General features: G+C 67.4%; 21 protein-coding genes. 9 read left to right on the forward strand and 12 right to left on the reverse strand.

The annotated features are described in order from the left end of the window. Nucleotides 1-28: 28 nt before the first annotated feature. The 5 genes from KV106_RS08440 (at nucleotide 29) to KV106_RS08460 (ending at nucleotide 8,608) form a co-directional block, all read left to right on the forward strand. Nucleotides 29-835: a PilW family protein gene (locus KV106_RS08440; protein WP_261208923.1), complete on the forward strand. Its 807-nt coding sequence runs from the start codon at nucleotides 29-31 to the stop codon at nucleotides 833-835. Further along, nucleotides 832-1,404 (forward strand): pilus assembly PilX family protein, encoded by a 573-nt coding sequence (locus tag KV106_RS08445; protein ID WP_261208932.1) that lies wholly within the window; start codon nucleotides 832-834, stop codon nucleotides 1,402-1,404. The genes KV106_RS08440 and KV106_RS08445 overlap by 4 nt, the downstream gene beginning before the upstream one ends. 19 nt (nucleotides 1,405-1,423) lie before the next feature. Further along, complete coding sequence (locus KV106_RS08450) at nucleotides 1,424-6,454, forward strand: pilus assembly protein (protein ID WP_261208935.1); 5,031 nt, start codon at nucleotides 1,424-1,426, stop codon at nucleotides 6,452-6,454. 96 nt (nucleotides 6,455-6,550) lie between these two features. Then, complete coding sequence (locus tag KV106_RS08455; RefSeq protein ID WP_314733635.1) at nucleotides 6,551-6,973, forward strand: type IV pilin protein; 423 nt, start codon at nucleotides 6,551-6,553, stop codon at nucleotides 6,971-6,973. Between the two features lie 60 nt (nucleotides 6,974-7,033). Then, complete coding sequence (locus tag KV106_RS08460; RefSeq protein ID WP_261208940.1) at nucleotides 7,034-8,608, forward strand: PglL family O-oligosaccharyltransferase; 1,575 nt, start codon at nucleotides 7,034-7,036, stop codon at nucleotides 8,606-8,608. On the opposite strand, the gene moaC is transcribed toward KV106_RS08460, so the two are convergent. Beyond that, nucleotides 8,605-9,096 carry a cyclic pyranopterin monophosphate synthase MoaC gene (gene moaC / locus KV106_RS08465; protein WP_261208942.1) on the reverse strand — a complete coding sequence of 164 codons (492 nt, stop codon included), beginning with the start codon at nucleotides 9,094-9,096 and terminating at the stop codon, nucleotides 8,605-8,607. The two genes, KV106_RS08460 and moaC, sit on opposite strands and share 4 nt — an antisense overlap. A gap of 53 nt (nucleotides 9,097-9,149) precedes the next feature. Here moaC and KV106_RS08470 point away from each other — a divergent pair, with 53 nt between their 5' ends. Beyond that, a complete protein-coding gene (locus KV106_RS08470) occupies nucleotides 9,150-10,736 on the forward strand; it encodes a M48 family metalloprotease (protein ID WP_261208944.1) in 1,587 nt (528 codons plus the stop codon). Nucleotides 10,737-10,752: 16 nt separating this feature from the next. On the opposite strand, the gene KV106_RS08475 is transcribed toward KV106_RS08470, so the two are convergent. From KV106_RS08475 to KV106_RS08485, 3 genes are all read right to left on the reverse strand, one after another. Then, on the reverse strand, nucleotides 10,753-11,106 hold the full coding sequence (locus tag KV106_RS08475; RefSeq protein WP_057593684.1) for a phage holin family protein: 354 nt from the start codon (nucleotides 11,104-11,106) through the stop codon (nucleotides 10,753-10,755). Nucleotides 11,107-11,256: 150 nt separating this feature from the next. After that, nucleotides 11,257-11,721, reverse strand: a complete 465-nt coding sequence (locus KV106_RS08480; RefSeq protein WP_057593683.1) for a hypothetical protein — start codon at nucleotides 11,719-11,721, stop codon at nucleotides 11,257-11,259. Between the two features lie 78 nt (nucleotides 11,722-11,799). Next, the gene (locus tag KV106_RS08485) at nucleotides 11,800-12,546 is read right to left on the reverse strand and encodes a TerC family protein (protein ID WP_057593682.1); all 747 of its coding nucleotides are present in this window, start codon (nucleotides 12,544-12,546) and stop codon (nucleotides 11,800-11,802) included. 494 nt (nucleotides 12,547-13,040) lie between these two features. Between KV106_RS08485 and KV106_RS08490 the strand changes: the two genes are divergently transcribed. Then, nucleotides 13,041-13,508 carry a DUF3717 domain-containing protein gene (locus KV106_RS08490; protein WP_057593719.1) on the forward strand — a complete coding sequence of 156 codons (468 nt, stop codon included), beginning with the start codon at nucleotides 13,041-13,043 and terminating at the stop codon, nucleotides 13,506-13,508. 12 nt (nucleotides 13,509-13,520) lie between these two features. After that, nucleotides 13,521-13,823, forward strand: coding sequence for a hypothetical protein (locus tag KV106_RS08495; protein WP_057593681.1), 303 nt, complete (start codon nucleotides 13,521-13,523; stop codon nucleotides 13,821-13,823). Between the two features lie 10 nt (nucleotides 13,824-13,833). On the opposite strand, the gene KV106_RS08500 is transcribed toward KV106_RS08495, so the two are convergent. The 4 genes from KV106_RS08500 to purB all read right to left on the reverse strand — a co-directional run bounded on the left by KV106_RS08500 (nucleotide 13,834) and on the right by purB (nucleotide 19,438). Further along, entirely contained in the window at nucleotides 13,834-14,394 is a 561-nt protein-coding gene (locus KV106_RS08500; RefSeq protein WP_261208947.1) for a YaeQ family protein, read from the reverse strand. A gap of 64 nt (nucleotides 14,395-14,458) precedes the next feature. Further along, nucleotides 14,459-16,594 (reverse strand): TonB-dependent receptor family protein, encoded by a 2,136-nt coding sequence (locus KV106_RS08505; RefSeq protein ID WP_261208949.1) that lies wholly within the window; start codon nucleotides 16,592-16,594, stop codon nucleotides 14,459-14,461. 131 nt (nucleotides 16,595-16,725) lie between these two features. Further along, nucleotides 16,726-17,853, reverse strand: a complete 1,128-nt coding sequence (locus KV106_RS08510; protein WP_261208951.1) for a PepSY-associated TM helix domain-containing protein — start codon at nucleotides 17,851-17,853, stop codon at nucleotides 16,726-16,728. A gap of 205 nt (nucleotides 17,854-18,058) precedes the next feature. Further along, nucleotides 18,059-19,438, reverse strand: a complete 1,380-nt coding sequence (gene purB, locus KV106_RS08515; protein ID WP_261208953.1) for an adenylosuccinate lyase — start codon at nucleotides 19,436-19,438, stop codon at nucleotides 18,059-18,061. A gap of 116 nt (nucleotides 19,439-19,554) precedes the next feature. On the opposite strand from purB, the gene KV106_RS08520 reads away from it, so the two are divergent. Next, nucleotides 19,555-20,166, forward strand: a complete 612-nt coding sequence (locus KV106_RS08520; RefSeq protein WP_057593676.1) for a glutathione S-transferase N-terminal domain-containing protein — start codon at nucleotides 19,555-19,557, stop codon at nucleotides 20,164-20,166. A gap of 65 nt (nucleotides 20,167-20,231) precedes the next feature. Here KV106_RS08520 and KV106_RS08525 read toward each other — a convergent pair whose 3' ends face one another. The 4 genes from KV106_RS08525 to KV106_RS08540 all read right to left on the reverse strand — a co-directional run bounded on the left by KV106_RS08525 (nucleotide 20,232) and on the right by KV106_RS08540 (nucleotide 24,542). Then, nucleotides 20,232-21,476 carry an SAM-dependent methyltransferase gene (locus KV106_RS08525; protein ID WP_261208956.1) on the reverse strand — a complete coding sequence of 415 codons (1,245 nt, stop codon included), beginning with the start codon at nucleotides 21,474-21,476 and terminating at the stop codon, nucleotides 20,232-20,234. Beyond that, complete coding sequence (locus tag KV106_RS08530) at nucleotides 21,473-22,276, reverse strand: DUF1365 domain-containing protein (RefSeq protein WP_057599009.1); 804 nt, start codon at nucleotides 22,274-22,276, stop codon at nucleotides 21,473-21,475. The genes KV106_RS08525 and KV106_RS08530 overlap by 4 nt, the downstream gene beginning before the upstream one ends. Continuing rightward, entirely contained in the window at nucleotides 22,273-23,589 is a 1,317-nt protein-coding gene (locus KV106_RS08535; RefSeq protein WP_261208959.1) for an NAD(P)/FAD-dependent oxidoreductase, read from the reverse strand. Before KV106_RS08535 ends, KV106_RS08530 begins: the two co-directional genes overlap by 4 nt. A gap of 326 nt (nucleotides 23,590-23,915) precedes the next feature. Further along, a complete protein-coding gene (locus tag KV106_RS08540) occupies nucleotides 23,916-24,542 on the reverse strand; it encodes a glutathione peroxidase (RefSeq protein WP_409976496.1) in 627 nt (208 codons plus the stop codon). Between the last annotated feature and the right edge of the window lie 57 nt (nucleotides 24,543-24,599).

Genomic DNA, 24,599 nt, shown 5'->3' on the forward strand with positions numbered 1-24,599 from the left:
GCGTGGCCGCGCCATCCGTCGGCCTCGAATGGCTGAGCGTGGACTTTCGCTGGTGGAGGTCATGGTGGCGATGGCCGTCGGGCTCATCATCGTGCTGATCGCCACCACGATCTACGTCGAAGGACTGCGAAACTTCGGCTTCCGTACCGGCCAGAGCGAGAACCTCGGCAATAGCCGCTATGCGCTGGGTACGTTGGACAGCGAATTCACCAAGGCAGGTTACCGCCGCGACCCGACGCAGCCGATGGATGAGGCCTTTCCGGCCGATGCGGCCGCGCTCGCCAATGGCTGCCAGTTCGCGGTGGGCCAAGCCATGTATGCGGTCGACGCAAGCACTTTGTGCATCCGCTATCAGCCGCGCGACAACAACGAAAAGGACTGCGCTGGCTCGGCCGCTGGCATTGGCGGTCTCAAGGCTTATGAAGCGCCGCCCGCGCCGGCCTTGGGCGCAGGAATGTTTGCCGAAAAATTCTTTCTCGATGGCGGCAAGCTGGTTTGCCAGGCCGGTAGCCAGTCCACGGACAAGCAGGAAGTCGCCGACGGCGTGCGCGGGGTGCACTTCGAATTCGGTGTCGGCAAAGGCAGCGATTCTTTCGCCGAGCGACGAGTCGAGGAATACAAGACAGGCACGCTTGCGACCGACGACGTCATCCGCTCGCTGCGCTACGCGATCCTGCTGGCGAGCACCGCCGAGAAGCTGACGGGGGGCATGGACTCCTCCGCCTGCGCCAGTTGGGAAAGCGTGGGCGGTGCCGCCGCCAACTGCGACACCAGCAAGGGCCAGCTTTATCAGCTTGCCAGCGGCTCCCTTACGTTGAGAAACCTGATGCCATGAGCGCACCACGTCACTTCCTGCTCACTTCACCACGGAAGCGCCAACGTGGGGCTGCATTGTTCGTTGCCATGATCATGGTGCTGCTGGTGCTGATCCTCGCCGTGGTCGGCATGCGCACCATCACGCTGGAGTCGCGCATCGCCGGCAACATGCTCGAAAGTCAGCGCCTGCAGGAAACGGCGGACGGCGCGTTGCGCGAAGGCGAGCGCATTATCCAGAAGTACGGAATTTCGTTGTCCAAGTGCGCCACTGGCACGACGAATCCCGTTGACGTTGCCAAGCCTTGCTATGTGGGCGAGGCGCGTACCGACACGCTGGGCCTGAACACCTCGTTCACCGTCAAGAAGGCGGCCGATGGTTTTGCCGATCCTTATGGCTTCTGGTACCCGCGTTATGTCTCCACGGTCTGTCCTCCGGGATCGAGTGCAACGTCGGCGCTGGAGTCCGCAACCACCGGCTGCACCGAGTTCTACGAGCTCAATGCGCAAGCTACCGCCAGTACCTCCGTGCAGGCTTGTGGGCCGGATGCTTATTGCCTGCGTTCCACGGTCAACCTTTTCGTCAAATAAATCCTCGAGGAGGGCTGTGATGGCTCGTTCCACCCGTACCGATCGCTCGCCTTTTCGCGTTTTCCACACCGTTGGCCTGTTGACGGCGGGCGTAGCCATGCTGTTCGGCCAGCACCTCGCCACCGCGCAGGATGCCGGCGACACGGGCCTGGCGCAGACGCCGCTGTTCGTGAGCGAAAGCAATCCGCCGCTCAACATGCTGGTGATGGGGCGCGACCACAAGCTCTATTACGAGGCCTACAACGATGCTTCCGACCTCAACGGCGACGGCGTGATCGACGTGGGCTACAAGCCCAACCAGATCGACTACTACGGGTATTTCAACAACAACGTCTGCTACCAGTACAGCACCGACAAGTTCACGCCATCCGCGGCCGCCACCGGAGCCAAGAGCAAGATCTGCAACGGCACCACCTGGAGCGGTGACTTCCTCAACTACCTGGCCACGTCGCGCATGGACGCCATCCGCCGGGTACTCTATGGCGGCACGCGTGTGGTCGACACCACGACCAGCACCGTGCTGCAGGGAGCCTACGTACCGCGGGACGCGCACTCTTGGGGCAAGGCTTACGATCCCGCACGCGACGGCACGGTCTACAACATCAGCGACTACGCGCCGCTGACCCAACCGGCGCGCGGGACCCGCCACCTCTTTGCAGTGACCACCTTGGGGGAGAGCGACGACAACGCGATCCCGCGACTGCGGGTCCTCAACGATTCGAAGTTCCAGATCTGGGACTGGGTTTCCAAGGAGGGCACGGCGGGGCAGGACCTTTGTTCCGGCGGGGTGGCGTGCGCCGCGAATGCCGGTTCGTCGTTCGACATGGTGCCCAGCACCTCGTTCCGCAATCTGACCATCACGACCTGGAGAAGGACATCCGGAGCGTCGATGCCGGGCGATGTGACCCAGATGAACACCGCATTCAACAGCAGCAATACGCCTGACAGCCGAAAGTGCGGGACGGGGTCCATTGCCGCGATCAACATCACGGGCGGCAACAACAATCCCTTCGCCGGAACCAACAGTTGCACGCATGAGAACTATCAGACCCTGATCACGGGGGAGATCTACATTCCCGCGGCAGGGGCATACACATTTGGCGTCGATGGCGACGACGCGGTGGATGTGACTTTTGGAGACGGGGCGACCGCCCCGGACAACACCTCGAGCAACAGCGCAGGCTGGTATGGCGGTCATGGCAGCAATCGAAGCCAGGACAACCTGCAGACCTACTCTCGACAGTACAACTTCAGCTCAGCGGGCTGGAAGGCCGTCAAGTTTCGGCATGTGGAAGGCTCAGGGGACGACAACTGGGGCCTGGCACTGAAGGCCACCTGGCCCGCCAGCGCCATCACGACCTACAAGGTCCGGGTGGAAGCCTGCTCCAGCACCAACGCGGCCCTGCGCGAGGCCAGCTGCAAGTCCTACCCGAACAGCGGTGGCACGGCCATCTTCAAGCCCACCGGCCTACTGCACGACTTCGGCGAGAACAACAAGATGTACTTCGGCCTGCTCACGGGCTCGTACCAGAAGAACATCGCGGGCGGCATTTTGCGGCGCAATGTGAGCAGCTTCGCCGACGAGGTGAATCCGCAGACGGGGCAGTACAAGACCGACGTCGCAGGCGTCGTGACCAACATCGACCGCCTGCGCCTGATCGGCTTCAACGGCAGCACCTACGACAATTGTGGGTGGATCACCGACGGCCCCATCAGCGCCAAGACGGATCCTTCGATCTGCGCAATGTGGGGCAATCCGGTGGGCGAGATGATGTTCGAGACGCTGCGCTACTTCGGTGGGGCGTCCGGCGCTCACAGCGTCTACGACTACGGCAGCGGTGCCAAGGACAGCGCGAGTCCGTTGAACCTGTCGAAGCCCGCCTGGATCTCGCCCTACGCGGCCAAACCCAACGGCGGCGGCTACCAGCGTTGCGCCAAGCCCGTGATGACGGTCATCAGCGACATCAACCCTTCCTACGACACCAAGATCCCGGGCAGCCGCTTCTCGACCGTCGACGTCAATGCGAACGCGCTGACCAACTTCAATGTCGCGAACGAGGTGCAGGCCATCGGCACTGCCGAAGGCATCAACGGCAAGAACTTCTTCATCGGACAGTCGAACGCGTCCAACGCGAACGGCGCGCCTTCGGTGAAGACCATCGCCGACCTTTCCTGGGCGCGCGGCCTGTCGCCGCAGGAGCCCAGCAAGGAGGGTAGCTACTACGCCGCGGGGGTGGCGCGCTATGCCGCCACGAACTCCGTCTTTGGCGTGGCGACGGAAAAGAACCGCCTGATGACCTATTCGGTGGCGATCGCCTCACCGCTGCCTGAAATCCGCTTTCCCGTGGGCGGCGACAAGTACGTGACGATCTCTCCGTTCGCCAAGTCGGTGACCGGCTCCAGCATCAATCCCGCGACCTTCGCTCCGACCGACCAGATCGTGGACTACTACGTGGACCGCATCGCCAACACCGGCGCGGCGGACCAGGACGCGACCATCAACGGTGGGCGGCCCTATGCGGAGTTCCGCATCAACTACGAGGACGTGGAGCAGGGCGCTGACCATGACATGGATGCGATCTCGCGCTATACCGTTTCCAAGCAGGCGGACGGCACCGTGAAGGTCGACATGGTGTCGGAATACGCGGCGGGCAGCATCGGCCAGCACATGGGCTACGTGATCTCGGGCACTACTGCGGACGGCATGTACCTGGAAGTGCGCGACAAGGACACGAACTCGGTCTACTACGCGCTCAACACGCCTCCGGGCAAAGCTCCCGGCTATTGCGCCAACAATTCTTCCGACGCCGCATGCGCCAATCTGCCGCTCACGGCCAGCCGTACCTTCACGCCGAGTGACAGCACTACCTCGGGCAGCTTCCTCAAGGGCCCGTTGTGGTATGCCGCCAAGTACGGGATGCCGGGACGCGCTCCCGAATCGGTCACGGGCGATCCGGACAACTACTTCCTGGTCACCAATGCGACGACCCTGAAGGCGCAGATGACCAAAGCCTTCAACGATATCGTGCAGAACACCAATTCCGTGACGGCCGTATCCGTGGATGCGCCTAACGGCACGATTACTGCGGGCGCGGACCTTTACCGCACGCGCTTCGAGGCCGATGGCTGGGTCGGCGACGTGATTCGTGAGCGACTCACCGAGAACTCTTCGGGTGGCTTGAACTACGAGCGGCAGTGGAGCGCGGCGGAGAAGCTGTCCACGCGCTCGTCCACCTCCTTGGCGGCACGCAAGATTCTGTATGCCGCCGCCGGCACCACCACGCCGACGCTGCGGCCCTTCACCTTTACCGACATCAGCGCCCAGACGGCCGACGCGGCGTGGATCACCGCGCTCAACAAGAATCCCGCCAGCAGCACCGGCCAGTCCGACAGCAAGGCCGCGCAGCGCATCGCCTTCCTCCGCGGCGAGAACAACACGCTGCGTGTGCGCAAGTACCTGCCCAACAGCACCACGACCTTCAATCTGCTGGGCGATATCGTGAATTCCTCGCCGCTGCGCGTGAAGGGCGCGCTCTACCGGGCCGCGGCCGCCGATGCGCTCGAAGGCACGGGCAGTGATTACACGGCCTTTACCACCGGTCAGGCCAGCCAGCCCGAAATGATTTACGTGGGCGCCAATGACGGCATGTTCCATGCCTTCCGCGCCGCGACCGGGGAGGAGGAGTTCGCCTTCGTTCCCACGGCCGTGCGCGACACCCTGAATACGCTCACCGCGCCCGATTACGGCAAGAAGGACGGCACGCCCCATCGCTACTACGTCGACGGTACGCCCGTGGCTTCCGACGTGTTCTTCGGTGGAGCGTGGCACAAGGTGTTGATCGGCAGCCTCGGTGCGGGCGGCAGGGGAGTCTTCGCGCTGGACGTCACCAATCCCACGTCGCCTCAGTTGCTGTGGGAGTTCAACGGATCCAACAGCGATGCCGACCGGCAGAACATGGGCTATTCGCTGCCGCAGCCAACCATTGCGCGCCTCAACGATCCCGCCTCTGGCAAGGGCAAGTGGGTCGCACTGGTGCCTGGCGGCTATCAGGCAGGCAATAGCACTGCGGGCGGTGGCGGCGCCAGCATGTTCGTGTTGGACATCGCCAACGGCACCATCTTGCGTCGCTTTGACATGGATGGTGGCATGACTGCCAGCGAGATGACGGCGTCGATGCCCTTGGGCAATGGCCTCTCGCGCGTGTCCGCGGTGGACAGCAACCGCGACGGCAAGGTGGACGTGGCCTATGCAGGCGATCTGGCAGGCAATGTCTGGCGCTTCGACATGAGGAGTGCCGACATCTCGGCATGGACGGTGTCGAGGTTCTTCACGGCCAAGGATGCCAGTAGCACGCGCCAGGCCATCACGGCGGCGCCCTACGTGGTGCGGCATCCCACGGGCAAGGGCGATCTGGTGATCTTCGGTACCGGCCGTCTGCTCACTTCCAGCGACAAGAGCAGCACGCAGAAGCAGACCGTGTATGGCATCTGGGACCGCTACAGCGGCGTGGCGCCGCCCTCGACCTTGCCGACGGCGGACAAGGGCCGCAGCAACCTGCAGAGCCAGACCTTCACGGAACTGGTTGCCGACTCCGGGAGCTTTGGGCTGAGCAACAACACCGTGCAGTGGTATGCGACCAATGCCAGTGGCACGAGAGACCAGGACGTCCTGAAGTGGGGCTGGGTGCTGGATTTGCCGCGCAACGGGGAGAAGGTCGTCTACGACATGACGTTGTATGGCAATGGGCTGTTCCTGTCGTCGGTGCGGACCAATGACGACCCGTGCGCGGCCGGCATGGGGGGCACGCTCTATGCGGTCGATCCGAACGGCGGTGGCAGCACCAAGTACATCGTGTTCGACATGAACGGCGATGGGGTTTTCAACAACTCCGACTACGTGGGCGGTCGCCAGCCCAACGGCATCGAAACCGGGGCTGGCAAGCAGACCATACGTGGGGGGTACACCTTCGATCCGGGCGGCGGCGGGAAGCAGGTCAACCACGGCCTGCAGTTCGGTCGCCAGAGCTGGCGCAGGCAGCCGCCGAATTGATGGATCAGGCCCGCGACGCGCGAGGAACGGCAGCCGGCATCGAGGCCGATGCTCTTGCACGTCGCGAGCCCGGAAGCAAGATGCAAGGAGAACGCAGTGCGCAATGCTGAAAAGGGGTTCACGCTGATCGAGTTGATGATCACCGTGGCGATCGTCGCCATCCTGGCGGCGATTGCCTATCCGTCATATACGGAGTACGTGAGGCGCTCCCGGCGCGTCGAAGCCCAGAACCTGCTCAATGATGCGGCTGCGCGGCAAGAGCGGTACAGAGCGCAGAACGGGAGCTACGTCACCAATGCCGACGACCTGGGCAAGCTCAAACTTCCCAACGGGACCACGTCGCCGGGCGGGTACTACACGCTCACAGTGGCCACGGACGACAGCGGCTATCTGATGACGGCTACGCGTGCAGGTGCTCAAACCTCGGATCCTAAATGCGGAAACTTTACGCTCACTGCAACAGGTGTTCGGGACATGGCTGCAGGTACACCTGGCACGACAGCGCTGTGTTGGCGCTAAGCGCTTTGCAACGGTAGCTCGGCGCTTCGAAACAGAACACGGGTAACAATCGGCGCTGGAATGACATCCAGCGCTGCCTTCATCGACCGATCCCTTCTTCGCGACCGCTCCGCTCTCTGCGCGTGCCTCGTCACGCTGTCGTTTCTCTGTCCGCTGGTCGCGGGCCCGTCCGCCAACCTCTGGCAACTGCTCTGCGCCGGGATGTGCGCCGCGCTTTTCATGCTGGTCGCGTCGAGCGGCGGACGTAGCGCCATCGCGCGCGCAACAGTCTGGGGCCTGCTCGTTGCGGGCGCCCTCAACGCCGTCCTCGGCTTGCTCCAGTACTACGACCTCGCCGAATTCCTCTTCCCCTGGATCACATCTCCCGGTCCAGGCCGTGCCTGGGGCACGCTGCGCCAGCGCAACCAGTTCGCCACGCTGATCAACCTGGCGCTGGTTGCGTCTCTGTGGGTGTATGCGACCAGTGGCTCGCGACGCATGCGGATCGGCCTGGCGGCGGCGATGGTGCTGCTGATCGCCGCGAACGCCGCTTCGGGCTCCCGCACGGGCTTGCTCCAACTCGCGCTGATTGCCGGCACGGTGGCCTGGATGGCATGGCAGGAGCGCCGTCGAGGGCCGCCAATCAATCGCCTGCCCCCGGCCTCGGCGTTACTGGCAATGCTTCCTCTTTATTTCGCCCTGAACTGGCTGCTCTCCCATCTCGCGGCCGCAGGCACCACCGGCAAGGCCCTCACCTCCGCCGGCGCCCTCGTCCAACGTCTCCAACCCACCGCCCTCTGCAACGAAAGCCGCCTCACCCTCTGGCACAACGTCCTCTCCCTGATCGCCGAGCGCCCGCTGACGGGCTGGGGCTGGGGCGAACTCAGTTACGCCCACTTCATGGCCGTCTACCCGGGCCCGCGCTTCCCGGTGCTCCTGGACAACGCCCACAACCTCCCCCTGCACCTCGCGGTCGAACTCGGCATCCCCGCCGCCGTGCTGATCTGCGGTGGCTTCCTCTGGCTGGTGATTTCTGCCCGTCCCTGGCGCGAGCGCGACCCGAACCGACTCATGGCCTGGGGCCTGCTGGCCGTCATCCTCGTGCACAGCCTGCTCGAGTACCCGCTGTGGTACGGCCCCTTCCAGCTGGTCTTCGGCCTGTGCCTGGGCATGCTGTGGCCCGCGCGCCGAACCGAGGAATCGTCACCGCGATCGATCAGGAAGTGGCTCCCCGATCGCCGAAGATTCCAGGCGCTGGCAGGCATCGCCCTGCTCTCGTTCGTCGTCTACGCCGCCTGGGACTACACGCGCATCAGCCAGATCTACCTGTCGCGCGATGCGCGCCTGCCACCCTGGCAGGACGACACGCTTGCGAAGGTCCGCAGTTCCTGGCTGTTCGCGCGCCAGGTCGATTTCGCCGAGCTGACGTTGACGCCGGTCACGCACGAGAACGCGGCCCGGATGCATGCACTCGCGCAGCGAACACTGCATTTCTCGCCGGAGCCGCGCGTGATCGTGAAGCTGATCGAGAGCGCGGAGCTCTCGGGCCATGAAGACGAGGCGCGTCTGATCGCCGAGCGCTTCAGGGAGGCCTATCCGAGCGCCTACGTCCACTGGCTCGGGCACAACCCGGGCGACAAGGCCCCGGCTCCCTAGGCTGCAGGCGCAGTCCAGCTCCCCGACTTCCCGCCGTGCTTCTCCACCACATGCACCCCGGTGACGGTCATGCCGCGGTCCACCGCCTTGCACATGTCGTACACGGTCAGGAGCGCGATCTGCACGGCGGTCAGCGCCTCCATCTCCACGCCGGTCGGCCCGACGGTCTCGACGGTGGCGGTGCACCGCACGTGCGGGGTCGCGTCGCCGGCCTCGGAGAGCGCCAGGTCGACCGCCACCCGGGTGATGGCCAGCGGATGGCACAGCGGGATCAGGTCGCTGGTCTTCTTGGCCGCCTGGATGCCGGCGATGCGCGCGATGCCGAGCACGTCGCCCTTCTTCGCGCTGCCCGAGGCGATCAGCGCCAGGGTCTCGGCCCGCATCTCGATGCGGCCGGTGGCCACGGCCACGCGATGGGTGGCGGGCTTGGCGGCGACATCGACCATGTGGGCCTGGCCCTGGACGTCGAAATGGGTGAGTGAGCTCATGGTGAACGTTCAAGAGGGAGGTGCATCATACGAGCCCGAGTTCTGGACAAGCCATGCCACGCTGGACCCCACCCCCTCGCAAGAAACGCCTCTTCGCGCCCGCCATGCGGACGGTTTGCGCTAGTGTTTTGATAGCTTCGCAGGTGCTGATGCCGCCATTGGCGCGCGCCCAGCTGCTGCCGGGGCTCGGCGACGGCGGCGAGATGACGGCGACCGCCGAGCGCCACCTTGGCGACCAGATCGCGCGCGAGCTCTACCGCGACACGGACTACATCGACGATCCGGTGATCGCCGACTACGTGCAGGAGATCTGGCAGCGCCTGCTGGCGGCGGCGCGGGTGCGCGGCGAACTCACGCCCGAACTCGACGAGCGCTATGCCTGGGTGGTGATGCTGGGGCGCGACCGCAACATCAATGCCTTCGCGCTGCCGGGCGGCTACCTCGGGCTCAACCTGGGGCTGGTGGCGGCGGTGGGCAGCCGCGACGAGCTGGCGACGGTGCTCGGGCACGAGCTGTCGCACGTCACGCAGCGCCACATCGCCCGCATGATGGACAAGCAGAGCAAGCAGTTCCCGCTGATGCTCGCGGGCCTGATCCTCGGCATGATCGCCGCGGGCAAGAGCCGCAGCGGCGGCGACGCGGGCCAGGCGATGGTCATGGGCAGCCAGGCGGCGTTCATGCAGAACCAGCTGAACTTCTCGCGCGACATGGAGCGCGAGGCCGACCGCGTGGGCTTCGGCGTGATGACGCAGGCCGGCTTCGCGCCGCAGGGCGCGGCGACGATGTTCGAGAAGCTGCAGTATGCCTCGCGGCTCAACGACAACGGTTCCTTCCCCTACCTGCGCAGCCATCCGCTGACGAGCGAGCGGATCTCCGACATGCAGGGCCGCTTCCAGTTCCGCATGGACACGGTGCCGGCGCCGGTACTCGTGATGGACCACGCGATGGTCTCCTCGCGCGCGCGCGTGCTGACGCGGCCCGGCGTCGACGTGCTGCGTCAGTGGGTCGACGCGGCCGCCAGCGGCGAGTTCGCCAGGAGCTCGCCGGCCCAGCAGGCCGGCACGCTCTACGCGGCGGCGCTGTCGGCCAAGGAATTGCGCGACTACAAGGCGGCGCGCGCGCTGGCGCAGCGGCTGGTCGAGCGCACGGCGGACGATGTCCCGGCCGCGCGCCAGGCGCGCTGGCTGCAGGCCGAGATCGAACTGGCGGCGGGCGGCGCGGGCGTGGCCAAGGCGGCCTCGCTGCTCGATGGCAAGGCGAAGTCGCGGCCCGAGATGCTCTTGGCGGCGGACGCCGCGGTGGCGGCCCGGCAGCCGGCGCCGATGATCCCGGTGCTGCGCGACTGGGTGGCGACGAACCCGCGCGATGCCACCGCCTGGCGCACGCTGGCCAATCTCTATGGCGCGCAGGGCGACACGCTGCACGCGATCCGCGCGGACGCCGAGTCGAACGTGGCGATCCTCGACTATCCGGCCGCGCGCGACCGCTTCAAGGCGGCGCAGGAACTGATCCGCCAGAGCCAGAGCGGCCGTCCGGGCGCGGTGCCGGTCGACCACTTCGAGGCGTCGATCGTCGACACCCGCGCGCGCGAGATCGAGGTGCTGGTGAAGCGGCAGGCCGAGGAGCCGGCGCTGCGTTGAGCCGGCGGCAGGCCGATCAGCGGCGCGTCAGCAGCCCGCCGAGCGCGCTCTCGATCAGCAGGCCGAGCACCGAGTAGAGCAGCGAGCCCACGAGCGCGGCCAGGAAGCCGTTGACGTGGAAGCCTGACAGCAGGCCGGAGGCGGCCCAGAACATCAGCGCGTTGATCACGAACAGGAACAGCCCGAGCGTGACGATGGTGACCGGCAGCGTGAGCACCACCAGCACCGGGCGCACGATCATGTTGAGCAGGCCGATGACCACGGCCGCGATCAGTGCCGCGCCGAAACTGCTGACCTGGACGCCGCTGTAGAGGTAGGCCACCGCGAGCAGCGCCACCGCGCTGAGCAGCCATTTGAGGAGGATGCGCATGCGGCCCAGGATACCGCAGCGCCGGGGCGGCGGCGAGACGGACATGCCCGCGAATCCGCGTGGGACGGGGCGTTGGCAAGGCCAAAAAAAACGGCTCCCGAAGGAGCCGTCGCCTGAGCGGGATGGCGCGGCCCCAAGGCCGCGGCTCCCTTATTCCGCCAGTTCGTTCGCCAGCACCAGCAGCGCGCCCATGCCCATCACGGCACCGGGAAAAGCCCAGCCCTGCTGGCCGGCCGGCTTCTGCTCGGGCGTGACCGGCTCGAGGTCCACGCCGACCTTCGGACGGCGGGCATCGACCACGTGCGATGCCATGTGCTCGCGCTTGAGCTGTTGCGTGAGCTCGGCCAGCGGACCCTTGGCCAGCACCGCCGTGACCTGCCCGCCATTGCGCTCCAGCAGCGGCAGCAGCTGCGCCTGCAGCTTGCTGAACCACTTCGCGCGCCAGTTCTCGCGCGCGCTGTGGCTCACCCACTTGCTGATGCGATGCGTCATGCGTGGCGCGCAGGCCACGAGCACCCAGTGACGCGCCACGACCGCATCGGCATCCGGCGCCAGTTCGGCGAACTGTTCGCAGGCGTAGACGGCGTCGTCGACGTAAAGAATGATCTTTTCCATAGGGTGCTCCTTCAGGTAGTTAGAGTGGCAGAGACGGGTCGAAATGGATAGGGGACTTTCGTGGGGCGGGCAGCGGGCTCAGCTCGCGGTGGCCGGCGTGGAAGCCTTGGCGCGGGCCTGGCGCGCGGCCACCCACTTGCCGATGGCCAGCACGAGCAGCGCACCGATGATGCCGGAGGCGTACTTCACGACATCGGTCTGCGGCAGCTTCGGCACCCAGGTCCAGGCGGCGGGGTTGACCACGGCGGGGTCGGACACGGCCATGGTGCCGGCGATCCAGCCCAGCAGCATGCCCCCGAGCGTGATGATCATCGGGAAGCGGTCCATCAGCTTGATCACGAGCTGGCTGCCCCAGACGATGATCGGGATGCTCACGAGCAGGCCGAAGATCACGAGCGGCATCTGGTGGCCTTCGCCGGCGCCTTGGGCGGCACCCGCGATGGCGATCACGTTGTCGACGCTCATCACGAGGTCGGCAATGATCACGGTCTTGACGGCACCCCAGAGCCTGTCGCTGCCGGCGATGTTGCCGTGCGCGTCGTCATGCTCGGGCGCCAGCAGCTTGACGCCGATCCACAGCAGCAGGATCGCGCCCACGAGCTTCAGGAACGGAATGGCCAGCAGGGTCAGCGCGAAGAAGATCAGGATCACGCGCAGCAGGATGGCGCCGGCGGTGCCCCACAGGATGCCCTGCGTGCGCTGGGCCGGCGGCAGCTTGCGGCAGGCCAGCGCGATCACGACGGCGTTGTCGCCGCCAAGAAGGATGTCGATCATGATGATCTGACCGACGGCGACCCAGAATTCCGGGGTCATGAACTGTTCCATAGTTTCCTCTGTTCCTCGTGCCCGGTCCGCTGCGCCGGTACGTGGCGGCCGCGGGCAAGGCACATCGATGCGTTTCGATTCATCCCGGGCGGGCTGATCGATGCGAGGAAATGAAACCGGGTGACACCGGGGACTTCAACGACGCTTCGACCAAACCTGCACAGGTTCAAATCGAAGGTCTGGCTCGGCATGCGCATGGCCGCTCGGCGACATGCGCGATGCCCGACAGGCCGGAAGTGTTGTGCTTCGTATTGACGACCTGGCGATGTCCGCCGCGTATGCGACGGCCGGGAGCTACTCCCCTTCGTGGGCGCGATTAGAGCATCGGCGCTCGCGCGCTGGCAACCGAAAGTTTCAAGCTTTCAAACGGAAGGCGTTCAAAACCTGCATCGCCGCAAGGTCTATTGCTACAAGTTTGGTAGCGTCTATAACCTTCGGAGGTCCCGGGACATTGGCGGACTATGATCGCCCGCCCTGCCATCTTTCTGCGTTTCATGGCCGCCATTCACATCACCGACATCGAGGCCGCCATCAATCACTGGCGCGAGAAGAGCCCCTCGCCCGATGGCGTCACGCTCGCGCCCGAGCTGCGCGCGCTGGCCGAGGTCTATGCGCTCATGGTCTACCACCACGAGGACGAGGTCGACGAGGTCGGCTTCCCGGCCAAGGCCTGGGCCGCCTGGCTGGACTGGTACCAGAGCACGCCCGACACCCCCTGCATCGCGATCTGCTCCACCAGCCAGGGCGACGACCAGTGCAAGGGCTGCGGGCGCAGCTTCGACGAGGTGCAGCACTGGCCCGCGATGACGCCGGCCGAGAAGCGCGTCACCTGGCGCCGCATCACCATGGAGGATTCGGCCTGGCGCTTCAACCGCTATGCCGAGCGCGCGCGCGAGGCCGAGCCGCCGCAGTGGCCCGATGACGATCCCGCCGTGCCCACCGGGCCCGAAGACGCGAGCTGAGCGGCCGACCCGATGCGTCGCCTCGCGCAAGCGCCCAACCTCGCCATCGCGACGCTGTGGGTGCATGCGCTGCGCGAGGACGGCGTGGCCGCGACGGTGCAGCGCGAGTACCTGGGCGCGGCGGCCGGCCAGCTGCCGCCCGACCAGTGCCTGCCCGAGATCTGGATCGACGACGAAAGCCAGTTCGAGCTCGCGCAGCGGCTGCTGCATGCGTTGCAGCACCGGCCGCAGCGCAGCTGGCAGTGCGTCTGCGGCGAGCGGATCGAGGGCGGCTTCGAGCAGTGCTGGCAGTGCGGCGAGATGATGCCGCACTGAGACGCCGGGCTTACTTCCAGCGCAGCAGCTCGATGTCGACGCTGTTCGCGCCGTCGCCGAGCGTCAGCGTGTTCTCCTGGATCGTCGCCTGCAGCTGCATCGAGCGCTGCGCCAGCGCCGCGAGCGCCTGCGAGGCCGCCGTGGGCACGCGGTAGACGCTCAGGTTCTGCGGCCGCGAGAGCTTGTTCTCGATGCCGCGCCACCAGATCTCGGCCGCGTGGTTGAAGCAGTAGACGATCACCTGGTCGGCCTTGCCGCAGGCCTTGATGACGGGCTTGTCCTCGGGCTGGCCGACCTCGATCCACAGCCGGGTCTGGCCCGTGAAGTCGCGCAGCCAGACATCGGGCTCGTCCACGTTCGACAGGCCGGCGCCGAAGGCCAGCGTGCCGTCGCCCTTGCAGATGTCCTGCAGCTGGTGCGCGTTGAGCGCCAGCGCGACCAGCCGGATCATCATCCGCTCGTCGGTCTCGCTCGGATGGCGCGCCAGCGTGAGCGCGTGGTCGGCGTAGTAGCCGTGGTCGATGTCGGCCACCGCGAGGCTGGCCTTGAAGATGGTGGATTTGAGCGCCATGGGTGCGCGAGTGTATGCGCGCGCTCCCGGGCCGGCGCCGGCCCGGGAGCTGCCCGCCGGCCGATCAATAGGCGACCGAGGCCTGCAGGTACACGGTGCGCGGCTGGCCCACGTACTTGCCGCCGTTGTTGTCCACCGAGCGGTTGAAGTAGCGGCGGTCGAACAGGTTCTTCACGCCCACGGCCAGCTTGAGGTTGCGCATGGTCGGGCCGAAGTCGTAGCCCGCGCGCAGGTTCATCACCGCGTAGCCGGGGATGTTGCCCAGGCGGCCGGTGCTGTCCTCGAGCGTGACGTAGCGCGCATTGGTGTCGGGCGAGCCCGGCGAGCGCTGCTTCGACTGCGCGTAGACGTCGGCGTTGAAGGTCCACGGGCCGCGCTCGTAGCGCGCGCCCAGCGTGGCCACCTGGCGCGAGTAGAACGGCAGGTCGCGGCCCGCGAAGGCGCCGGCCTTCTGCGTGGCCTGGGTGTAGGTGTAGGTCGCCGACAGCGACAGCCCCTTGAGGGCCGGGCTCAGGTCGCCGAGCTCGTAACGCAGCGCCGATTCCAGGCCGCGGTGGCGCGTGGCGCCCAGGTCGGTCCACTGGCCGACGTCGCCGGTGATCGAGCGCGCGAGCTGCAGCTCCTTGTCGAAGTCGATGTTGAACAGCGTGAGCTCCGAGCTCCAGGCCTCGCCCTTGTAGTGCGTGCCGATCTCATAGGTCTTCGCCTTCTCGGGATGCAGGCCGTCGGTGGACTGCGCGAGCTGCGCGTACTGCTGCGGCCCGAAGGACACGCCGGCGTTCGCGAACAGCGACCAGCGCTCGTTCATGCGGTACATCACCGACACGGTCGGCAGCCATTCGTTGGAGTCGATCTTCGGCGCGATCACGCTGGTGATGCGGCCGCTGGTGAGTCCCACCACGTCGTTGTGCGAGCGGATCGCCTCGTAGCGCACGCCGGGCGTCACGGTCCAGTTGCCGAAGTCGATGCGGTCGTCGATGTAGAAGGCGTTGGCGGTGGTGCCGCCGGCGCTGGTCTGGTAGGCCGGCTGCGCCAGCGTGCTGGCGTCGAAGCCCAGGCGCGGCCGGTAGTAGCTGCTGCGCGTGGCCACCTCGGAGCTGGCCTCCTTGAGGTAGCGGTAGCCCACGCTGACTTCCTGCACCACGCTGCCCGAGTCGATCAGGCGCGAGTAGCGCGGTTCGATCGCGAAGGTGTAGTACTCGCGCGGCGCGGCGGTCAGGCGGCGCTGGCCGGCGCTGGTGCCCGTGCCTTCCTGCTCGAGGTGGCTGCCGCGGAACGAGTCGGTGTAGTAGGTCAGCAGCTCGAACTTGTTGATGCCGTCGTTGTGCGTGTAGCGCAGCGAGCCGTCGGTGCGCCGTCCGGTGAATTCGTCGAAGGGACGGTCCGACTGGAACGGGTTCAGTGCGTACTGTGCCGTCGTCAGACCGCCGGGCATGCGGCCCTGGCCCTCGAAGTGGTGCAGCGACACCGCGATGTCGTCGGTCTTCGAGAAGCGGTAGCTGCCCTTGAGCATCAGGTCGTCGATGTTCGTCTTGTCGTTGCTCTGGCGGAAGCCCTCGCCGTGCGTGCCCGAGTACAGCAGCGCCAGGCCCAGGCCCTTGTCGTTGGTGCCGCCGACGAACACGCTGGGCGTCGACTTGGTGCCGCCGCCATGGCCCGCGCTCTCCACGCCGACGCTGGCCTCGGCGGCGAAGGTCTCGGGAATCGAGCGCGTCACGAAGTTGATGATGCCGCCCACGTTCTGCGGTCCGAAGCGCACCGAGCCGGCGCCGCGCACCACGTCCACGGTCTCGATGTTGCCCAGCGACAGCGGCGCGAGCGACAGCTGCGGCTGGCCGTAGGGCGCGTAGGCCAGCGGCACGCCGTCCATCAGGATGGTGGAGCGCGGCGACAGGCGCGAGGTCAGGCCGCGCACGCCGACGTTCAGCGAGATGTCGCTGCCGCCGGTGCCGTTGCTCTCCTGCACCTGCACGCCGGGGATCTGGCGCAGCACGTCGCGCACGCTGGACGAGCCGCTCTCGCGGATCTGGCGCTGCTCGACGATGGTCCGCGCGCCCGGATGCTCGACGACCTTCTTCTCGGTCGGGCTGCCGAGCCAGTCACCGGTGACGGTGATGGCCTCGAGCGCCTTGCCGTCGGCGCCCGCGGGCGCATCGCCCTCGGCGGCGAAGCCGGGCAGGCTCAGGGGAAGCAGGGCCATCGCGATGGCGGTGCGTTTGAAAGCAGACACGGGAACTCCTCGGTTTTTGAAATTGCAAAAGGAACGGGCGGGCGTGGGGCGCGTCGTTCGGGCAGGCCGGCGTCGTCGCGCCGTCGTCGAATCGTTTGGGCTCAGGAGGTGGGGCGCGCGACCGCGTCGCGGCGCGCCGTCGCGGCCGTGCGGCGGCGCCGCCACCAGAGCCAGATGCCGCTGAAGCCCAGGCCGCCGAGCGCCAGGCCCAGCAGCGCGGTCACGATCTCGTGGACCACGCCGCCGAGCTCGCCGGTGTGCAGCGGGAAGATCACCGCCACCGAGCCGTTGCCGGCATCGAGCTCCTGCCACTTGCGCGCGGCCAGCACCTCGCCCGTGACCGGGTGGAGCCAGGCCGAGCCGATGCCGTTGGGATGCGGGTCGTCGGGCAGCTTGAAGCGAACGCGCACGGGCCGGTCGGCCTTGCCGGGCACCGCCACGTAGCCGATCGGCTGGCCCGGGTAAACCTGCTGCGCGCGCGCCACGATCTCGTCCAGCGGCAGGCGCGGGCCCTGGGCCGTGCCCTTGGCGATCGTCGGCGCCTTGACCGGCTGTTGCCCCATGGCGGCGGAAATGAAATCGCCCAGTGGCCGCCAGGCCATGTAGGCGCCGGTGGCGACCGACACCGCGATCAGCAGGCCGAGCACCGCGCCGCCCGTGCGATGCAGGTCGAACAGCCCGCGCAGCAGGCCGCGGTTGAGCACGATGCGCAGCGACGGCGGCCAGCGCGTCGGCCACCACAGCACCAGGCCCGTCACCAGCAGCACCAGGTAGGCCAGCGCCACGAAGGCCAGGATGCCCTTGCCGGTCTTGTCGAGCAGCAGGCTGTTGTGGATCTTGTAGATCAGGCTGTAGGCACCTTCCTGGGTGCCGCGCCGGCCCTGTTCGGCGCCGGTGAAGGGATCGAGGTAGACCGTGCCGTCCCAGGGGCCGCGCACCAGCACCCAGTAGGTGTCGCCGGGCTGGCGCGGCGGTCGCAGGGTCAGGTTGGTGTCGGGGCCGAACTCGGCCAGCAGGCGCTGGCGCAGCGGTTCCAGCGGCAGCCGTGCCGCGGTGGCGTCACCGGCCGTGCGCGCGACGAAGAGCTCGGGGTGGGCCTGGCGGTCGAGGGGCTGGCCCACGACCAGCGCCGCGCCGAGCAGCGCGGTGACGGCGAGGATCGGGCCGAGCGTGAGGCCGACCCAGCGGTGGATCTTGAGCCAGAGACGTCGCAGGGAAGCGCGCAGCATGGACGACGGGGACGCCGAGGCGTCCCGCACGGAAGTGTTGCTGGCTGGCGCACGGCCGGCATGCGGCGTGCGTTGGCTAGGAAATTGGAAGGAAACCGGAAAGGGCGATCGAAACGAATCGCCCGCCCCTTAATTGGCCTCAGGCGGCCTCAGCGAGCGAACCAACCGCTTGGGAAAAGCGGTTGGTGCATCGATGCACAGGGCGTCAGATTCTACCGGCGAGTTCGGCCGCCTTGCCCACGTAGCTGGCCGGCGTCATGGCCAGCAGGCGGGCTTTTTCCTCTTCGGGAATCGCGAGCGAGCGGATCAGGCCATGCAGCGCCTCGGCCGTCACGGTCTGGCCGCGCGTCACTTCCTTGAGCTGCTCGTAGGCGCCCTGCACGCCGAAGCGGCGCATCACGGTCTGGATCGGCTCGGCCAGCACTTCCCACGAGGCGTCGAGGTCGGCCGCGAGCGCGTCGCGGTTGAGCTCGAGCTTGCCCAGGCCGGTGGCCAGGCTGGCATAGGCCAGGGTCGCGTAGCCGAAGGCCACGCCGATGTTGCGCAGCACGGTGCTGTCGGTCAGGTCGCGCTGCCAGCGGCTGATCGGCAGCTTCTCGCTCAGGTGGCGCAGCAGCGCGTTGGCCAGGCCCAGGTTGCCCTCGGCGTTCTCGAAGTCGATCGGGTTGACCTTGTGCGGCATGGTCGAGGAGCCGATCTCGCCCTTCTTGAGCCGCTGCTTGAAGTAGCCCAGGCTCACGTAGCCCCAGACGTCGCGCGAGAAGTCGACCAGGATGGTGTTGGCGCGCGCCACGGCATCGAACAGCTCGGCCATGTAGTCGTGGGGCTCGATCTGGATGCTGTAGGGCTGGAAGCTCAGGCCCAGGCCCAGCGGCGCCGGGGTTTCGACGACCTTGCGGCTGAAGGCCTCCCAGTCGAAGTCGGGCCAGGCGGCCAGGTGGGCGTTGTAGTTGCCGACCGCGCCGTTCATCTTGCCCAGCAGCTGCACCGAGGCGATCTGCGCGCGCGCCTTCGACAGCCGCACCGCCACGTTGGCGATCTCCTTGCCGACCGTGGTCGGGCTGGCGGTCTGGCCGTGGGTGCGCGAGAGCATCGACACGTCGGCGAACTGGTGCGCCATCTCGCGCAGCTTGGCGATCAGGCCGTCGATCGCGGGCAGCAGCACGGTGTCGCGCGCGGCCTGGATCTGCAGCGCGTGGCTGGTGTTGTTGATGTCCTCGCTGGTGCAGGCGAAGTGCACGAACTCGGCCGCGGCCAGCAGCTCGGGGCGGGCCTCGAACTTGGACTTGATCCAGTATTCGACCGCCTTCACGTCGTGGTTGGTGGTCTTCTCGATCTCCTTGATGGCCAGCGCGTCGGCCTCGGAGAAGTGCGAGACCAGGCCCATCAGGTACTTGCGGGCGCCGCCGGTCAGCGGCTTGAATTCGGCGAAGCCGCAGTCCGACAGCGCGATGAACCACGCCACTTCGACCTGCACGCGCCGGTGCATGTAGCCCTGCTCGCTCATCAGGGGGCGCAGGGCCGCGAGTTTGGCCGCGTAGCGGCCGTCCAGGGGGGAAAGGGCGGAGACGGTGGAGAAGCTCATGCCCGAATTTTAGGCGGGCCGCCCGGGGACGAACCCGGTACACCGAAAGCCGGGCTTTGGCGTTCCCCTAAAATGATTATGAACAAACGTTATCAAAATCGAGGGAGAGCGCCTTCATGAAACTGATCGGATCCGCCGCCAGCCCCTATGTGCGCAAGGTGCGCGTGGTGCTGGCCGAGAAGCGGCTCGACTACCAGTTCGTGATCGAGGACGTCTGGTCGCCCGACACGACCATCGCCCATTCCAACCCCCTGGGCAAGGTGCCGTGCCTGATCATGGAAGGCGGCGAGGCGATGTTCGACTCGCGCGTGATCGTCGAATACATCGACACCCTGTCGCCGGTCGGCAAGCTGATTCCGCAGCAAAGCCGCGAGCGCGCCGAGGTCAAGACCTGGGAAGCGCTGGCCGACGGCGTGATGGACGCCGGCGTGCTGTGGCGCCTGGAGCGCACCTGGTCCGGCCGCGCCGACGGCGAGCGCAGCGAGGCCTGGATCGACCGCCAGCGCGCCAAGGTCGAGGCCGGCGTGGCCGCCATGGCCAAGGGCCTGGGCGACAAGCCCTTCTGCAGCGGCATCCACCTGAGCCTGTCGGACATCGCGGTGGGCTGCACCCTGGGCTGGCTGAACCTGCGCTTCCCCGAGATCGAGTGGCGTGCCGACTATGCGAACCTCGCGAAGCTCTACGACAAGCTGATGCAGCGGCCGAGCTTCATCGACACCCAGCCCTGAGCGGCTGAACCGTTCTCGCCCATGAAAAAAGCGCCTCCCGGCGCTTTTTTGCCGTGGGCCCGGCCTCAGGGCTTGCGCAGCGTGTACTGCACCACGTCGATGCTGCGCTCGGCGAAGGCGGCCTCGCAGTAGGCCAGGTAGAACTCCCAGATCCGCATGAAGCGCTCGTCGAAACCGAGCTGCAGCACCTGGGCGCGCTGCGCCAGGAAGCGCTCGCGCCAGCGCCGCAGGGTCTCGGCGTAGTCGGCGCCGAAGGCGAATTCGTCGATCACCTCGAGCCCCGCGGCCTCGGCGGCGCGCCGGAACTCGCGCGGGCAGGGCAGGCAGCCGCCCGGGAAGATGTACTGCTGGATGAAGTCGGTGGCGTCCACGTAGCGCTCGAACAGCGCGTCGTCGATCACGATGCTCTGGATGCAGGCGCGCCCGCCCGGCTTGAGCAGCCGGCTCACGCTCGCGAAGTAGGTCGGCCAGTATTCGCGGCCCACGGCTTCCACCATCTCGATCGAGCAGATCGCGTCGAAGGGCGCGTCGCCGGTGGTCCGGCCGATGTCGCGGTAGTCCTGCAGCCGCAGGTCGACCGGCAGGCCCTCGGTGCGCCGGCGCGCGTGGGCGAGCTGTTCGTGCGAGAGCGTCACGCCGGTCACGGCGGCGCCGAATTCGGTCGCGGCCTTCTCGGCCAGCGCGCCCCAGCCGCAGCCGATCTCGAGCACCCGGTCGCCGGGCCGCACGCCCGCCATGGCGAGCGCGCGCCGCACCTTGGCGTGCTGCGCCTCGGGCATCGGCCGCGTCAGGTCGCCCTCGAACCAGGCCGACGAGTAGTTCATCGTCTCGTCGAGCCAGAGTTCGTAGAAGGCATTGCCCAGGTCGTAGTGCGCCTGGATGTTGCGCGCGCTGCCGGTCCTGCTGTTGCGGTTCAGCAGCAGGTGGCGCAGGCGGTAGAGCAGGCGGCCGGTCCAGCTGCCGTAGAACACGTTCTCGATCGCGCGCCGGTTCGCCACGAACACGCGCAGCAGCTCGACCAGGTTCGGCGTGGTCCAGTCGCCCGCGATGTAGCTCTCGGCGAAACCGATGTCGCCCGATTTCAGCGCGGCGCTGCACACCGTCCAGTTGCGCAGCGTGAGCGAGGCGGTCGGGCCCTCGCCCGGCGCGGCGCCAAAGTGGCGCACTGAATCGTCGGGCAGCCGCACGGTCAGCGAGCCGTGCGCGAGGCGCTGCAAGAGGCGCAGCACGCTGCGGGCCGCGCGCGGCGCGTCCTGCGGCAGGTGGAAGCCCGAGGCGGGCGAGTCGGCGGTGGTCGTCGTCGGGGTCATGGATTCGCCTGCGGCTGGCGCGGCTCGCCGCGCGACACGGAATGAAGCGGCGGGGCCGGCTTGTGGACGAAGGGCACGCGCTTGAGCCACAGCCGCGCGGCCTGCCAGTGGATGCGCGCGATCAGGCCCAGCGTCATCGCCGGGTAGCGCCAGAGCGCGCGCCGCAGGCTGGCCGCGTCGAGCGCCTGGAGTTCGCCACCGACGCTGGTCTGCAGCAGCGGGCCGTCGGCGTCGTCGTGGTCGATGCGCACCAGCGTGCGCGTGCGTTCGGCGTCGGTGAAGAAGCGGAAGCGGTAGCTGCCGTCGATGCGGCAGAACGGCGAGACGTGGAAGGCCTTGGTCGCGCGCAGCTCGGGGCCGAAGGCCGGCCGGTCGAGCAGGTAGCAGTGGCGCTCGCCGAAGGTGTTGTTGACCTCGACCACGATCGCGCGCAGCGCGCCCGCGCGGTCGTGGCAGTACCAGAAGCTGACCGGCTTGAAGGTGTAGCCGAACACCCGCGGATAGCAGTGCAGCCAGGCCTCGCCGTCGGCGTCGTCGATGCCGTGCGACGCCAGCAGCTCGTCGAGCCAGGCCAGCGCGCCGCCGGCACCGGGCGCGCGGCCGTCGCCATGGTCGACGTCGTGGAAGGACAGCGCGCCGCGGCGGTTGAACGCGAGCGCCGGGCTGCCGTCGCGGCGCAGGGCGCGCATCGGCAGCATGAGGAAGAAGGTGGGATAGGCGAAGGCGTTGCGGGCCGGGCGCAGCCGCGCATGCCGGACCTCGCCGAAGCCGATCAGCGGCAACGGCCCCGCCGTGGTCATGGGGCGTCTTTCCCGGTCGCCAGCTGCGCCTGCAGGCCGCGGGCCGCGGCCAGGCCGGCCTTCAGGCCGTCCTCGTGGAAGCCGTAGCCCATCCAGGCACCCGCGAACCAGGTGCGGCGCTGTCCCTGCAGCGCGGGCACCCGCGACTGGGCGTCGATCGCTTCGAGATCGAGTACCGGGTGGGCGTAGTCGTATTCGGCCATGACCTCACTACGCGCGATCTCGCGAACCGGATTCAGCGAAACGATCACCGGTTGCGACCAGGGCAGCGGCTGCAGCCTGTTGAGCAGGTAGTGCAGGCAGACCCCGCCCGATTCCCGCGCGCCGTCCGCGCGCTGGTAGTTCCAGGCCGCCCAGGCGGAGGGCCGCTCGGGCAGCACCGAGGCGTCGGTGTGCAGCACCGCGTGGTTCGGCTGGTAGCGGATGGCGCCGAGCACCGCGGCCTCGGCGGCGCTGGGCTCGGCCAAGAGAGCCAGGGCCTGGTCGGAATGGGTGGCGAGCACCAGATGGTCGAAGGCCTCGGTGCCGGCATCGGTGGCGATGCGCACGCCGTCGACATCGCGCTCGATGCGCCGCACCGGGGTGTTCAGCCGCGCATCGGACAGGCCCGCGACGATCTTCTCGACGTACTGGCGCGAGCCGCCGCGCACGGTGCGCCACTGCGGCCGGTTGGCGATCTGGATCAGGCCGTGGTTGTGGCAGAAGCGGATCATGGTCGCGACCGGGAAGGCCAGCATCTGCGCGGTCGGGCAGCTCCAGATGCAGGCCATCATCGGCAGGAAGTACCAGTAGCGAAAGGCCGGGCCGAAGCGGTGGGCATCGAGGAAGTCGCCCAGCGGCTGGGCCAGTTCGCCTTCGGTGCCGGCGAGCGCGATGCGCGTCGTCAGCCGGTTGAAGCGCATCAGGTCGGCCAGCATGCCCAGGAAGCGCGGGTCGACGAGGTTGCGGCGCTGCGCGAACACGGTCGCGAGGCTGCTGCCGCTCCATTCGAGCCGGCCGCCGCCGGGCCGCGTGGCCTGGACCGAGAACGACATGTCCGAGTCGGCGGTCGCCACGCCCAGGTCGGCGAACAGGCGGATCAGCTCGGGGTAGGTGCGGTCGTTGTAGACCAGGAAGCCGGTGTCGACGCCGTGCGCGACGCGTTCGCCCGAACCGGGCGAAACCGGCAGCGAGATCGTGGCCGTGTGGGCGTGGCCACCGAAGTAGTCACTGGCTTCGAAGAGGGTGATGCGGGCCGAGTCGCGCAGCGCGTGGGCCGCGGCCAGTCCCGAGATGCCGGCGCCGACGATGGCGACCCGGGCCGGCGGCCTCATGGCACCGCCCCGGGTTGGCTGGAAGACAAAAATGCTGCGAGGCGCCCCGACGCGAAGGAGGGAGGGAGGGAGGAGGAGAAGAATCGCCTCGGGATTTCGACCGGACGGCAGGCGCCCGGAAGACCTCGCAACATGAAAACCGTGGGGCATTCACTGCCCACGCGAGTTATGAGCGAGGACCTCGCCGCACGGTTCCCACCGCAGTGGTAAGCGTTTGTGACGATCGGTTCACAATCTGATTGACGCATCGGTAAATAATATTACCGATACGTCTCGGTGTGAACTGATCAGTTTCTATTTACATCGCTGGTGCGAACTCGCCGGCATCAGCCCGGATTGGCCGCCAACTGCTTCTCGATGATCGCGATGAAGGCGTTCTCGTCGGGCGCTGTCATGCTCGACCAGGCCTGCACGACCTTGCCGTCGCGGCCGATCAGGTACTTGTAGAAGTTCCATTTGGGCGTGGTGCCCGAGGCCTGGGCCAGTTGCTTGAACAGCGGATTGGCGTCCGAGCCGCGCACCGAGGACTTGCCGAACATCGGGAATTTCACGCCGAAAGTGCTTTCGCAGAAGTCGGCAATCTCCTTGTTCGAGGCCGATTCCTGGGCGAAATCGTTCGACGGGAAGCCCAGCACCACCAGCCCGCGCGCGCGGTACTTGGCGTCGAGTGCCTCCAGTCCCTTGTACTGCGGGGTGAAGCCGCAGAAGCTGGCCGTGTTGACCACCAGCACCACCTTGCCCGAGTACTGGCACAGCGACTGTGGTTTTTCGTCCTGCAGCCGCGGGAAGGTGTGTTGCAGTATGGCGGGACAGCCCGCCGCCTGGGGCGCGGCGGCCGGCGCCGGTGCCGCGGGTTGCTGGGCGAGGGCCGTTGCCGCGGTCAACAGGCCGGCCATCAGGGCCATTGCCGACGTACGGAGCATCGGGACCGACAATGGGGTGGGGGTTCGCATGGCGGGCTCCTGGTTCACAAAGGGGGGGCGCATCCGTGCCGCGACGGCGCACGTATC

Source organism: Variovorax endophyticus (assembly GCF_025376855.1).
Lineage (GTDB): Bacteria > Pseudomonadota > Gammaproteobacteria > Burkholderiales > Burkholderiaceae_C > Variovorax.